This is a genomic window from Actinacidiphila sp. bgisy144 (assembly GCF_057708105.1).
Map to the genome: position 1 here is coordinate 29,108 of NZ_JBYIRM010000039.1, position 11,602 is coordinate 40,709.

The 11,602-nt window shown below is 75.1% G+C and carries 12 protein-coding genes; 5 read left to right on the forward strand and 7 right to left on the reverse strand.

Translation table 11 applies throughout. The annotated features are described in order from the left end of the window. Positions 1-99: 99 nt before the first annotated feature. Both AC3EVP_RS31945 and AC3EVP_RS31950 read left to right on the forward strand, forming a co-directional pair. Positions 100-1,125 (forward strand): LacI family DNA-binding transcriptional regulator, encoded by a 1,026-nt coding sequence (locus tag AC3EVP_RS31945; protein WP_335983008.1) that lies wholly within the window; start codon positions 100-102, stop codon positions 1,123-1,125. 489 nt (positions 1,126-1,614) lie between these two features. After that, positions 1,615-2,772 (forward strand): aldose epimerase family protein, encoded by a 1,158-nt coding sequence (locus AC3EVP_RS31950; protein ID WP_435135955.1) that lies wholly within the window; start codon positions 1,615-1,617, stop codon positions 2,770-2,772. Here AC3EVP_RS31950 and AC3EVP_RS31955 read toward each other — a convergent pair. Together AC3EVP_RS31955 and AC3EVP_RS31960 are read right to left on the reverse strand one after the other, a co-directional pair. After that, positions 2,679-3,626 carry a phosphatase PAP2 family protein gene (locus AC3EVP_RS31955; protein WP_435135957.1) on the reverse strand — a complete coding sequence of 316 codons (948 nt, stop codon included), beginning with the start codon at positions 3,624-3,626 and terminating at the stop codon, positions 2,679-2,681. The genes AC3EVP_RS31950 and AC3EVP_RS31955 overlap by 94 nt on opposite strands. 504 nt (positions 3,627-4,130) lie before the next feature. After that, on the reverse strand, positions 4,131-5,699 hold the full coding sequence (locus AC3EVP_RS31960; RefSeq protein ID WP_435135959.1) for a GDSL-type esterase/lipase family protein: 1,569 nt from the start codon (positions 5,697-5,699) through the stop codon (positions 4,131-4,133). A 195-nt stretch (positions 5,700-5,894) separates the two neighbouring features. Here AC3EVP_RS31960 and AC3EVP_RS31965 point away from each other — a divergent pair, with 195 nt between their 5' ends. Together AC3EVP_RS31965 and AC3EVP_RS31970 are read left to right on the forward strand one after the other, a co-directional pair. Further along, positions 5,895-6,407, forward strand: coding sequence for a GNAT family N-acetyltransferase (locus AC3EVP_RS31965; protein WP_435135961.1), 513 nt, complete (start codon positions 5,895-5,897; stop codon positions 6,405-6,407). 96 nt (positions 6,408-6,503) lie between these two features. Continuing rightward, on the forward strand, positions 6,504-6,875 hold the full coding sequence (locus AC3EVP_RS31970; RefSeq protein WP_435135963.1) for a hypothetical protein: 372 nt from the start codon (positions 6,504-6,506) through the stop codon (positions 6,873-6,875). 45 nt (positions 6,876-6,920) lie between these two features. Here AC3EVP_RS31970 and AC3EVP_RS31975 read toward each other — a convergent pair whose 3' ends face one another. After that, positions 6,921-7,391 (reverse strand): MarR family winged helix-turn-helix transcriptional regulator, encoded by a 471-nt coding sequence (locus AC3EVP_RS31975; protein ID WP_435135965.1) that lies wholly within the window; start codon positions 7,389-7,391, stop codon positions 6,921-6,923. 67 nt (positions 7,392-7,458) lie between these two features. On the opposite strand from AC3EVP_RS31975, the gene AC3EVP_RS31980 reads away from it, so the two are divergent. Then, positions 7,459-8,358: an alpha/beta hydrolase gene (locus tag AC3EVP_RS31980; protein WP_435135966.1), complete on the forward strand. Its 900-nt coding sequence runs from the start codon at positions 7,459-7,461 to the stop codon at positions 8,356-8,358. On the opposite strand, the gene AC3EVP_RS31985 is transcribed toward AC3EVP_RS31980, so the two are convergent. The 4 genes from AC3EVP_RS31985 to AC3EVP_RS32000 form a co-directional block, all read right to left on the reverse strand. Continuing rightward, positions 8,333-8,911 (reverse strand): GNAT family N-acetyltransferase, encoded by a 579-nt coding sequence (locus AC3EVP_RS31985; protein ID WP_435135968.1) that lies wholly within the window; start codon positions 8,909-8,911, stop codon positions 8,333-8,335. The two genes, AC3EVP_RS31980 and AC3EVP_RS31985, sit on opposite strands and share 26 nt — an antisense overlap. 66 nt (positions 8,912-8,977) lie before the next feature. Next, positions 8,978-10,048: an ABC transporter permease subunit gene (locus tag AC3EVP_RS31990; protein ID WP_435135970.1), complete on the reverse strand. Its 1,071-nt coding sequence runs from the start codon at positions 10,046-10,048 to the stop codon at positions 8,978-8,980. Then, on the reverse strand, positions 10,045-11,127 hold the full coding sequence (locus tag AC3EVP_RS31995; RefSeq protein ID WP_435135972.1) for an ABC transporter ATP-binding protein: 1,083 nt from the start codon (positions 11,125-11,127) through the stop codon (positions 10,045-10,047). The genes AC3EVP_RS31990 and AC3EVP_RS31995 overlap by 4 nt, the downstream gene beginning before the upstream one ends. Before the next feature lie 9 nt (positions 11,128-11,136). Next, positions 11,137-11,571, reverse strand: coding sequence for a GntR family transcriptional regulator (locus AC3EVP_RS32000; protein ID WP_435136029.1), 435 nt, complete (start codon positions 11,569-11,571; stop codon positions 11,137-11,139). Positions 11,572-11,602 lie beyond the last annotated feature (31 nt).

The window sequence follows — 11,602 nt, forward strand, 5'->3', positions numbered from 1 at the left end:
GCCGCCGCGCCGCAGCGGGGCGGCACCACCGCGGACCGGGGGCCGGCACCGACCCGAGCCGGACCGCGACGCAACCGGTCCGACCGAGAGAGGATTTCCGTGGGCGTCAGCCTGAAGGATGTCGCGCTGCGCGCCGGCGTGTCCGTGAAGACAGTCTCCAACGTGGTGAACGACTACCCCCACGTCACGCCCGGCACCAGACGGCGGGTCCAGCAGGCGATCGACGAACTCGGCTACCGGCCCAACCTCACCGCCCGCCACCTGCGCAAGGGCCGCACCGGCATCATCACGCTGGCGGTGCCCGAACTCGGCAACCCCTACTTCGCGGAGGTGGCCGGCGCGGTGATCGACGCGGCGGCCCGGCACGAGCTGACGGTGCTGCTCGACCACACCGCCGGGCTGCGCGAGAAGGAGGTGCTGGTCTCGCAGGGGTTCCGCTCGCACGTCATCGACGGGCTGATCCTCAGCCCGATCCGGCTGGAGAGCGAGGACCTGCTCTCCCGCCCGGAGGGCCCGCCGATGGTGCTGCTCGGCGAGCGGGAGTACGACGCCCCGTACGACCACATCATGATCGACAACGTGGGGGCGGCCCGCAGCGCGGTGCGGCACCTGCTGGACATCGGCCGGCGCCGGATCGCGTTCCTCGGCGCCCGCCGGGAGAGCGCGCGGCAGCCGGCCCACCTGCGGCTGCGCGGCTGGCGGGAGGCGATCACCGGCGCGGGGCTCGCCCCCGACGAGTCGATGGTCGCGGCCACCGAGGGGTACGACCGGGCCGACGGCGCCGCGGCGATGGCCGCGCTGCTGGACCGCGAGGACCGGCCCGACGCGGTGTTCGCCTACAACGACCTGATCGCGCTCGGCGCGATGCGCACCCTGGTCGAACGCGGCCTGCGGGTGCCCGAGGACATCGCCGTGGTGGGCTTCGACGACATCGAGGAGAGCCGCTTCGGCATGGTCTCGCTGACCACGGTCGCCCCGGACAAGGCCGCGCTGGCCCAACTGGCGGTGGACTGCCTGGTGGAGCGGATCACGATCGCCGGCGGCACCGAACCCCCCAGCCCCCGCCGTATCCTCCCCGGCTACCGGCTGATCGTCCGCGAGTCGACGTCGGTGCGAAGAAGCTAGGCCGTGTCCGACACATAGCGTCGTCCCGCCCGAAGGGGCGGGGGGCTGACCGGGGCCGGCGCGCCCCCATGGCCTTCGGCAGGGGAGGTGCCCCGCGATCGCACGGCGGAGGATGGGTCGTTCCCCGGCGAAGCTCCGGGGAACAGAGCGCAGCGGGCCGCGCCCACGACCGGCAACGCCGGGGGCGCCTCCCGCCGAAGGCCGGGGCAGAGCGTGCGTGCCGGCCCCCGTCGGCCAGGCGGTTGTGTCAGACACGGCCTGGGGCCGCGGCCTGCGGCGCAGGTCACGGCCTGCGCCGCGGGTCCGTATGCGGGGGAGCGCCCCCGGGCCGCCGGGGGCACCCCGGTAGGCTCGGGCCGAGGGCGACCTCGACCGGGCCCACCGCCGCGCCCACCACCAGTCCCGCCCGACCGCCGCCGGGCCACGCCGTCCGCGTGCCGCGGCCAGGCGGCGGCACGCCCTCCCACCGACCCTCGTCACAGGATGACCATGCCCTCTCACTCCCCCGCGCCCGCTTCCACCGCCGCCCTGCGCAGCGCCCCCTTCGGCACCGCACCGGGAGGTGACGCCGTCGAGTGCTGGACGCTGGACTCGGGCACCGGGGTGCGCGCCGAAGTCCTCACCTACGGCGCCGTCCTGCGCTCCCTGACGGTGCCGGACACCGCCGGCCGCACCGCCGACGTGGTGCTCGGCCTGCCGACGCTCGCCGACTACACCGCCGAACAGCCCTACCTTGGGGCGGTCGTCGGCCGCTACGCCAACCGCCTCGCGCACGGCCGCTTCACCCTGGACGGCCAGGACCACCAGGTGCCGCTCAACGACCGCGGCCACGCCCTGCACGGCGGCCCGGACGGCTTCGACCGCCGGGTCTGGCAGGCCGGGCCGGCCGACGGCAACGGCCCGGACGCGGCGGCGCTGCGGCTGACCCTGCACAGCCCGGACGGCGACATGGGCTTCCCCGGCGCGCTCGACGTCGAGGTGGTCTACCGGCTGACCCCCGACGGCACGCTGAGCATCGACTACCGGGCCCGTACCGACCGGGCCACGCACCTGAACCTCACCAACCACGCCTACTTCAACCTCGCGGGCGCGGGCAGCGGCGTCATCCTCGGCCACACCCTGCAACTGCACTCCGCCGCCTATCTGCCGGTCTCCGCGCAGTCGGTGCCGCTCGGCCCGGTCGAGCCCACCGCGGGCACCCCGTTCGACTTCACCGCGGCCCACCCGATCGGCGAGCGCATCGGCGAGTCCCATGTGCAGCTCACCGACGCCGGCGGCTACGACCACTGCTGGGTGCTGGCCGCCCCTGAGGCGGGCCGGCCGCCGCTGCCGGCCGCCCGGCTCACCGACCCGGCCAGCGGGCGCTGCCTGGAGGTGTGGACCACCGAACCCGGCATCCAGGTCTACACCGGCAACTCACTGGACGGCGCGCTCAAGGGCGCGGACGGCCGGCCGTACGGGCGGCACGGCGCGGTCTGCCTGGAGACGCAGCACTACCCGGACGCGCCGAACCGGCCGGAGTACCCGAGCACGGTGCTGCGGCCCGACGGCCTCTACCGCAGCCGCACCGAGTTCCGCTTCCCCCACCTGCCGGTGTCCGACGGCTCGTCCGCGGCCCCGCGCGCCGAGGGTACGGACGCCGGGTAGCCGTCGCCGTCCGCGGGTCCGTCCGCGCCGCCCGAGGCCCGCAGCCTCGGGTAGGCGCGGCGGCCGAACAGCAGCCGCTGGAGGAAGAAGCCGATCGCGAGGGTGACCGCACCGGCCACCGCGTCGGCGAAGAAGTGGTTGGCGGTGGAGATGATCACCACGAACGTCGCCAGCGGGTAGCAGATGCCGAGCACCCGCAGCCAGGTCCAGCGCGCCAGGAAGAACAGCGTCAGCCCGCACCACGCCGACCAGACGATGTGCACCGACGGCATCGCCGCGTACTGGTTGGAGACGGTGGAGACGTGCCCGGAGTCCCAGGAGCCGTGGGTGTGGTGGGCGACGATCGTGTCGATGAAGCCCTCGGACCGCAGGAACCGCGGCGGCGCCAGCGCGAAGAAGGTGAAGCCGACCAGCGCCAGGCAGGTCGCGGTGTACAGCGCGGTGCGGGCCGCCCGGTAGTGCTGCGGGCGGCGCGCGTACAGCCAGATCAGCACCGCGGGGGTGACCGCGAAGTGCAGCGTGGCGTAGTAGTAGTTCATGCCGACCGTCAGCCAGCTGACCTTGTCCACCGCGTGGTTGAGGCTCAGCTCGAAGTCGACGTGCAGCAGCCGCTCGAAGTGCAGGACCTCGCGGGCGCGGTGCAGCGCCTGGGTCTTCTCCCGCGGGACGTAGCGGCGGGTGCGGCTGTAGGCGAGGTACAGGGCGACGGTGAAGGCGAGTTCGAGCAGCAGCCGGGGCCGGTTGCGCGGGCGCATCCGGGCGGGCAGCAGCGGGAAGCGCCGTACGGCGGCGGGCCGCTCGTCCGGATCGGCGGCGGCCACGGGGCTCGTGGAGCCCTCCGCGGTGGCGGTCACCTGGCACCCCCGGCGCCGGCCGCGGCCCGCCGACGTGCCCGGTCACCGGCCGGGCGGTGACAGGTCGGTGCAGGTCCCGGCCGTCGCCCGCGCGGCGACTGGCTCGGCAGGCTCGGCGGATACGCCAGCAGCATGCGGTCGATCTCTCTTCCCGAACTTCCCGAACGATCCGGCAGCGCGCCGGGCGACTCGCCCGACACTACATCGGACACCAAAACGTCCGTCTACCGATACCGGGAGGACATCTCGGCGCGTCCCACGTGGTCACGGAGCGTACCCGTCGCGGCGCCGGTCCCCAAGTCGCGGGCACCGGTGCCCCGGTGGGGGCCTGCCCGCGGCGACCGGGCCCAGACACCGTCACATTGGGTGAGGCGAGTGATCTTTGCCACACATCTCCCGCACCGGCAGGCCATACGGAGGCCACCGGCGCGGCACAGCCACGACACGCTCCAGGCGACGATACGGCACCCGTGTGCGGGCGCCGCACGCGCGGTACGCGGGGATTCAGGGCGCCGGGACGGTGGCGCCGGTCGCTCCGGGCGCGGCGGCCGCGGTGCCCGACGGGCTCGGCGGCGGGCTCTGGGTGGACTGCGTGGTCGGCGTGGACGGCGTCGTCGGCGTGGACGGCGTCGGGTTCGGGGAGGCGGCGCGGTCGGGGTGGGCGGCGCGGTCGGCCTCGATCGCGTCGAGCGCCTGCTGGTCGGCGAGCGCGATGGCCAGTTCGCCCGCGGCGGTGGGGTGCAGCGGTGCCTTCCCGGCGGCGTCCTGCACGAACGGCTGCTTGCTGCACAGCTGGTGCCCGGCGAACCCGGGCCGGGCGACGGCGAAGTGGAAGGTGGCGGCGCCGCGCTCCAGCACGGCGTTGAGGTCGGACAGCCGGGAGCCGAGGACGTCGGCCTTCTCCCGGGTGATGCCGTCCTTGGCCAGGCACGCGGTGTCCGGGCCGAAGGGGTCGTAGTACTCGTTGAGGACCACCGCCGGGTGGTGCGGGAGCGCGGCGAGCTGTTCGAGCAGGTCCAGGTAGTCCTGGGTGAAGCCGGCCAGCTCCTCCTTGAAGTACGCGGTGGACGCGTCGTCGTCGCAGACCGGTGCGGCCGCGCACAGGCCCGTCAGCAGCCCCCAGTTCATGTCGTTGGCGCCGATGCTGACGATCACCGCGGACGCGCCGGTCGCGCGCTGGGCGACCGCGAGCTGCGGCGGCGCGACCTTCCCGCCGCGCACCTGGACCCCGAGGATGCCGTCGCTGACGGTGGCGCCCTGGCAGGCGAGGTTGAGCACCTTCCAGCGGTTGGCGGCCGCGAGGTCCTCGGCGTAGGAGTCGGAGCTGCGGCCGCAGGTGCGGTCGAGCGCGGTGGGGTGGGGCACCAGCGGGTTGCCGATGCCGGCGGCGGTCGAGTCGCCGATCACCACCGCGTGGATGCCGGGCAGCGCGGGCCCCTTGGCGGCGGGCACCGGGGCCGCGCGGGTGCGGCCGACCAGGTCGTCGAGCGTGTGCACCTGGCGCAGCGCGCGGGGCGTGCCGGAGGCGAGCAGGTAGACGCCGGCGGCGTTGGCGGCGCTGACGGTCACCAGTGTGGCCGCGAGCAGCGTCAGCATGGTGCGCGGCGAGGTGCGGCCGATCCCGGCGACGGCGATGGTGATCACGCCCGCACAGCCGGCCGCGACGAGGCTCTCCCAGATGCAGTAGCGCTTCCAGCCCGCGGCGAGCTGGCGGCTGAGCATCGGCACCAGGGCGTTGTCGCCGTCGGCGTGGAAGGCCTGGTCGACCTGGGAGTCGAGGGTGATGTGGGAGAGCATCAGCTTGGGGCGGATCGGCCCGTCGAAGCGCGGCTGGGTCGGGATGGCCTCGCCGAAGAGGTTCAGCTCTCCGGGCCCGGACCGGCTCAGGTCCGGTTGTACGGCGCCGACCTGGACGTTCTGCCCGGCCGCGGCGACGGACTGCATGGGGGTCAGCCGTACCGCCAGCCAGATCCCGGCGGCGCCGGCGACCGCGACCAGCACGGCCGCGAGCAGCAGGTTGCGGCCGCGGCGCAGCCACCGGGCCCTGCCGTCCGTCCACCGTACGAGCCGCACGTGCCGTCCCTCTCGTCCCGCCGGGTCCCGCCTGCGCGGGCGGCCCGATCCGTTCCCTGTCCGCCCCCTGTCCGTTCCCGGCTACCGACGACCCTAACGGTCCATCGGCGGGCCAACCCGGACGAACACCCCATCGCGCCCCCGGTGCGACCCCGCGGGTACACTCCGCCGCCCGCCCGGCTTACGGTGGAGGTCATGTACCGGTTGCGCCCGTTCGAACCCGCCGACGCCCCCGACCTGACCGCGATGCTGCACCGCGCCTACGCCGAACTGGGCGCGGGCGGGCTCAACTTCACCGCGGTGGACCAGACCGAGCAGACGACGCTGCGCCGTGCGGACACCGGCGCGTCCTGGCTGCTGGTGGACGGCACCCGCATCGCGGCGGCCCTGACGATGACGCTGCCCCCGCACGAGCCGCTGCGGCTGCTCAGCCCCACCGCCGCCGCGCCCGGGCGGGCCTGGCTCAACCAGATGGCGGTCGACCCCGCCGACCGCGGCCGCGGGCTCGCCTCCCGCCTGTGGGCGGTCGCCCGCAAACGGGCCCACGCCGAGGGCGCCTCGCACATCGGCGTGGACACCGCGCTGCCCGCGGCCCACCTCATCGGCATCTACACCGCGTGGGGCTTCGTCCCGCGCGAGACCATCCAGTGGCCGGGCAAGACCTACCGCAGCACCGTCATGGAACTCCCCACCCCGACCCCGGCCTGACCGCACCCGCCCGGCCGAGGCGGCCTCGGGGCGCGCGGGGGCGACATGGGGTCGCGGGTGGGGGTGGTGGGGCGGGGGGCGGCGTACGCTCCGGGCATGAAGGACAGCGATTTCGTGCGCCGGATCATCGGGATTCTCACCGAGGCCCGGCAGATGCAGGTGCTGCTGGCGGAGGACCCCGAGCGGCAGGACATCTCAGGGGACAACGTACGGGCGCTGCTCAACGAGACGATGCCGACGATCGAGTTCCCCGCGGACGCCAGCCCGGGGGAGATCGGCGAGGCGCTGAGCGTGCAGCTCAGCCCGGTGATCGAGCGGTTGACCGGGGCGTTCTCGCTGATCTTCCTGCAACTGGCGGACGTCCATGACGCGGGCCGCACGGACGTGTCCTCGGCGGACCTGCTCCAGGACCTCGCGCTGCGCGCGGACGAGCTGTGGCCGGGCGACGAGGAGGGCGACGGGGCCTGAGCGGCGGCGCCCGAGCGGCAGGTCCTCGAGCCGCGGGCCGGCCGTTCAGCCGGCGGGGGTGCCGGCCTTCCGGTCCTCGAGTGCGGCGCGCAGCGCCGCGAGGCCGTCGCCCACGGCGGCCAGCGCGGCGGCGTCGAGCACGCCGCCGACGAGGCCGTCCAGCGCGTCGGCGAAGGTGCGTTCGGCGGCCTCGGTGAGGCGCGCGCCGGAGTCGGTGAGCGCCAGCAGGGAGGAGCGGCGGTCGGCCGGGTTGGCCCGGCGCTCGACCCATCCCTGCCGTTCCAGGCGGTCGGCGCTCTTGCTGGCGGCGCCGATCCCGACGGCGAAGACGGCCGCGATGTCGGCGACGCGCGCGCCGGGGTGGTCGCGCAGGTGGCGCAGGAGCTCGAACTGCGAGGTGACGATGGCATGTTCGGCCTTCAGGCGCTCGCCGAGGGCGTTGTAGAGCCGTGTCTCGCAGCGCACCAGGTCGGAGAAGAGGCCGGGCAGCAGGTGGCGGCGGTCACCGTTGGACATTTAACTTCCTAGGCATATAGTTCTTGGGAAGATACTTCCTGGGCTACTTCTATGAGGGAGCATACGCGTGAGCACTGAGCAACGCGCCCGGATCGATGCGATGCTGCGGCGGCCGCAGCCCGCCGGCCCCCAGCCGATCGAGGAGATCCGCGCCGGGTTCGAGAAGCTGATGGCCACCATGGCGGTGCCGCCGGACATCCGCACCGCGCCGGGTGCGCTCGGCGGCCGGCCGGTGCTGCGGGTCGACCCGGCCGGCCCGCCGCGCGCCGGCACGATCCTGTACTTCCACGGCGGCGGCTGGGTGTCCGGCTCGCCCCGGACCGCGCTGTCACTGACCGGGAACCTGGTCGCCAGGACGGGCGTCCCGGCGTACTCCGTGGACTACCGGCTCGCGCCGGAGCACCCGTTCCCGGCCGCGATCGAGGACGCCGTGGCCGCCTACCGCGCCCTGCTCGACACGGGCACGCCCGCGCCCTCCGTCGTGTTCGCCGGGGACTCCGCCGGGGGCGGGCTGGCCGTCACCGCCTGCCTGGCCGCCCGGGACGCCGGACTGCCGCTGCCCGCCGCCCTCCTGGCGCTCTCCCCCGGGCTCGACGCCACCCGCACCGGCGCGAGCATCGACGGCAAGGAGGACGCCGACCCCGTCTTCACCCGTACGGGCGTGGAGTACACCGGGGCGATGTACCTCGCGGGGGCCGACCCGCGCCAACCCCTGCTCAGCCCCGCGGTGTCGGGCGACCTGACCGGCTTCCCGCCGATCCTGCTCCAGGTCGGCACGAACGAGATCCTGCTCGACGACGCCACCCGCCTCGCCACCCGCGCCCGGGAGGCCGGCGTGGACGTCATCCTCGACGTGACCGCGGGCGTGCCGCACGTCTTCCAGGCGTTCACCGGCCTCCTCGACGAGGCCGACGAGGCACTGGACCGCGCCGCGCTCTTCCTCACCCAGCGCTTGACGCCGCGTTGACCGCGCCGCCGGCGTCCCCGCCGCCCCCGCCGACCGGGCGGCGCTCGCCGAGCCACTGCTCGGCGCCCCAGGCGTGGAACCGCTCCACCTCGGTGAAGCCGAGCTTCGCCGCCAGCCGCATCGAGCCGAGGTTCGCGGTCTGGGTGGCGAGCACCACCGCCTCCCCGGGCAGTGCGCCCTCCAACCAGCCGAGTGCGGCCGTGCACGCCTCGGCGGCGTACCCCTGCCCCCAGGCCCGCGGCAGGAACAGGTAGCCGAGGTCGGCCTTCCCCGCGGCCGCGGGGCGCTGGGAGGCGCTGCGCCGCATCAGGATCTGGCCGATCATCTCCCCGCCGCACTCCACGACGAAGCTCCCCGGCCACCGCTCGGGCACCGCGGGCAGCTCCTGCTCCAACTCCTCCCGCCGCTGCGGCCCGCCGAGGTAGGTGTGCACCTCGGGCGAGGCCAGCAGCTCGACGAACGCCGCGCGGTCGCGCGCTTCGGGTGCGCGCAGGACCAGCCGCGCGGTCCTGATCGGGTCGGGCGGCCAGGCGACAGTCAGCGGATGCGTCATGCGGGCACGCTAACAGCCGTGATCCGGCGGGACGTTGTGGTCCCGGCCCGGGGCGGGGAGAGGCAGTCAGCGGGTCTTGACGCGGCGGACGTGCCACAGGCAGAAGGCGGCCAGGGCGGCGGTGGCGGTGAGGCAGATGCCGGTCTCGACCAGTTGGAGCGGGAGGAACTGGTCCATGGTGAAGGAGCTGTTGTAGCGGCCGACGATGTGGTGCCGCGCCAGGCATCCGGAAAAGTCCTGGAGGCCGGGACCGGAGCAGGGGTTGCGGCGGGTGAGGGTGCCGTCGGACCGCACGTAGCCGAAGCCCTGGAACCAGCCGTCGAGCGGGGTGCTGGGGAAGTCGAGGCTGCGGGTGCGGCGGATGTGCGGGGTGAGCAGGTGCGGCCGCAGCTTCTCCAGCCCGAACAGGGCGGCTTCGCCGAGCCCGGCGGCCGCGGCGACCGCGGGCAGGGTGCGGCGCACCAGCAGGCCGGTGGCCGCGCCGGTCGTCAGGGCGAGCAGGAGGTGGGCGACGCCGACCGGGCCGGTCCAGGCGAAGAAGTCCCAGTCGTTCCACCAGACGACCGCGCGCCATGCGAAGCGGTCCGGTCCGCCGTCGTGGCCGCGCCGTGCGGAGTACCACCACCAGCTGGCCGGCACCGTCACCACGACGGCGGCGAGCGTGGTGACCGCGGCCGCCAGACCGAGCCGGACCGCGGCCCACTCACGGCGGCCGACGGACTGCGTCCAGGCCAGCCGGTGGGTGCCGGACTCCAGCTCCTGCGCGAACAGCGGTGCGCCGACCAGCGCGCCGACCGCGACCGGCAGGTAGCGAAGCACGTACGGCGCCACATGCGTGACGGTCGGCGCCGCCACGTCGCCGCCGCCCAAGTCGCACCCGTCCGCCGCGCGGCAGAGGTCGGCGTAGTGGTGGACGGCGCCGACGAGTTGGTGGTGCTCCCGGACCGCTCCGATCCCGGCGAGCAGGGCGAGGGCGAGCATCGTACGGAAGGCGGCCCGGTGCCGGCGCCAGGCGGGCCAGGCCGGTCCGGCCAGGCGCGGCAGCCGCAGCGGGGAGGGCAGCGGCAGCCGGAAGCGCCGCCGGGCACGGCGCTCCTCGCGCGGCGGCCAGGCCACGTAGCGGGCGAGGGCGCTCATCGGCCGGGGTCCGCTTCGTCCTGGCGCCTGCGCTGGTGCTGGTGCTGGTGCGCGCGCGCCGCGTCGGCCGGCCGGACCAGCGGCTCGTCGGCGGGCGCGACCAGCGGCGGGGCCTGCGGATTGCGCAGGTAGGCGAGCAGGATCTCCTCGAGGCTGGGCGCTTCGGCGCTCACGGCGCGGTCCAGGGCGGTCGGCAGTTGGAGCAGCGCGGTCACCCGGCGCCCGGTGGTGCGCGCCTCCACGACGGTGTGGCCGAGCAGCGCCGCCGGCAGCGGGGCGGCAGGGTCGGCGGGGGCCGGGCTGCGGCGCCCTGAGCGGGGATCGCCGGGCCCGGCGCCGAACGGTTCGCGGCCGTCGAGCGTGTGGGTGACCAGGGTGTGCGCGGCCTGGACGAACTCCACGTCGTCGGCGACCAGCATCCGGCCGTGCGCGAGCAGCAGGACGTAGTCGCAGACGAGGTCCAGCTCGGCGAGGATGTGCGAGGACATCACCACGGTGGTGCCGTGCTCGGCGGCGGTGGTCATCAGCGCGGCCATCATCGCGTGCCGCCGCAGCGGGTCGAGGTCGGCCATCGGCTCGTCCAGCAGCAGCAGTTCGGGGCGCTTGCCGAGCACGAGCGCGAGGGCCGCGCAGGTGCGCTGGCCGCCGGAGAGCTGTCCGACCTTCGCCCTCAGCGGCACGTCGGCGTCGGCCAGGACCGTACGGGCGGCGGTGTCGTCCCACCGCGGGTTCATCTCCCGTCCGTAGCGCAGCGTCTCGGCGACGGTGAACGCGGTGTGCAGCGGCCGGTCCTGGAGCAGCACGCCCACGCGGGGCAGGGCGGCCGCGCTGCCGGGCCGGTGGCCGAGCACCCGCAGGGAGCCCTCGGTGGGGGCGCGCAGTCCGGCGGCGACCGCGAGCAGGGAGCTCTTGCCGTCGCCGTTGGGCCCGACGAGGCCCGCCACCCGGCCGGGCGGGACCCGGAAGTCGCTGTGGCGCAGCGCCCAGTCGGCGCGGTTGCGGATGCCGAGGCCGCGCGCTTCCAGCGCGGGCGGTTCGGTGCGGGCGTGCGGGCCGCCGGCCTTCGGTTGGTCGGTCATGGCTTCGCGCTAGCCGTGCGGGTGGGCGTCGTACGTCTCCGCGCCGGGCACGCGGGGGTCGGCACCGGCCGGGAAGTACGTGTCGAGCGCGGCGGACAGCAGCGCGGCGACATCCTCGCGGCCCAGGTCGGCGCCGCGTGCGGCGGCCATCCAGGCGTGCAGGCTCTCATGGAGCGGGGAGCCGGCCGCGGCCCCGGGCTGGGCGAGCGACCTGCGGACGAAGGTGCCGACGCCCTGCCGCGCCTCGACGAGCCCCTCGTTCTCCAGCTCGCGGTACGCCTTGAGCACGGTGTTGGGGTTGATCGCGGTCGCGGCGACCACCTCCGCCGCCGAGGGCAGCTTGTCGCCGGGCGCCAACTGGCCCAACCGCAGGGCCTGTTTGGTCTGCCAGACGATCTGCTGGTACGCGGCCACGCCGCTGCGCCGCTCGATACGGAAGGTCACCACCCGCCACATCATACCCCTAGTGGACTAG

What these genes read in the sequence shown, in the direction of transcription:
- AC3EVP_RS31950 (WP_435135955.1), top strand. Translation starts at nt 1,615, where the DNA reads ATGCCCTCTCACTCCCCCGCGCCCGCTTCCACCGCCGCCCTGCGCAGC.
- AC3EVP_RS31965 (WP_435135961.1), top strand. Translation starts at nt 5,895, where the DNA reads ATGTACCGGTTGCGCCCGTTCGAACCCGCCGACGCCCCCGACCTGACC.
- AC3EVP_RS31970 (WP_435135963.1), top strand. Translation starts at nt 6,504, where the DNA reads ATGAAGGACAGCGATTTCGTGCGCCGGATCATCGGGATTCTCACCGAG.
- AC3EVP_RS31975 (WP_435135965.1), bottom strand. Translation starts at nt 7,391, where the DNA reads ATGTCCAACGGTGACCGCCGCCACCTGCTGCCCGGCCTCTTCTCCGAC.
- AC3EVP_RS31985 (WP_435135968.1), bottom strand. Translation starts at nt 8,911, where the DNA reads ATGACGCATCCGCTGACTGTCGCCTGGCCGCCCGACCCGATCAGGACC.
- AC3EVP_RS31990 (WP_435135970.1), bottom strand. Translation starts at nt 10,048, where the DNA reads ATGAGCGCCCTCGCCCGCTACGTGGCCTGGCCGCCGCGCGAGGAGCGC.
- AC3EVP_RS31995 (WP_435135972.1), bottom strand. Translation starts at nt 11,127, where the DNA reads ATGACCGACCAACCGAAGGCCGGCGGCCCGCACGCCCGCACCGAACCG.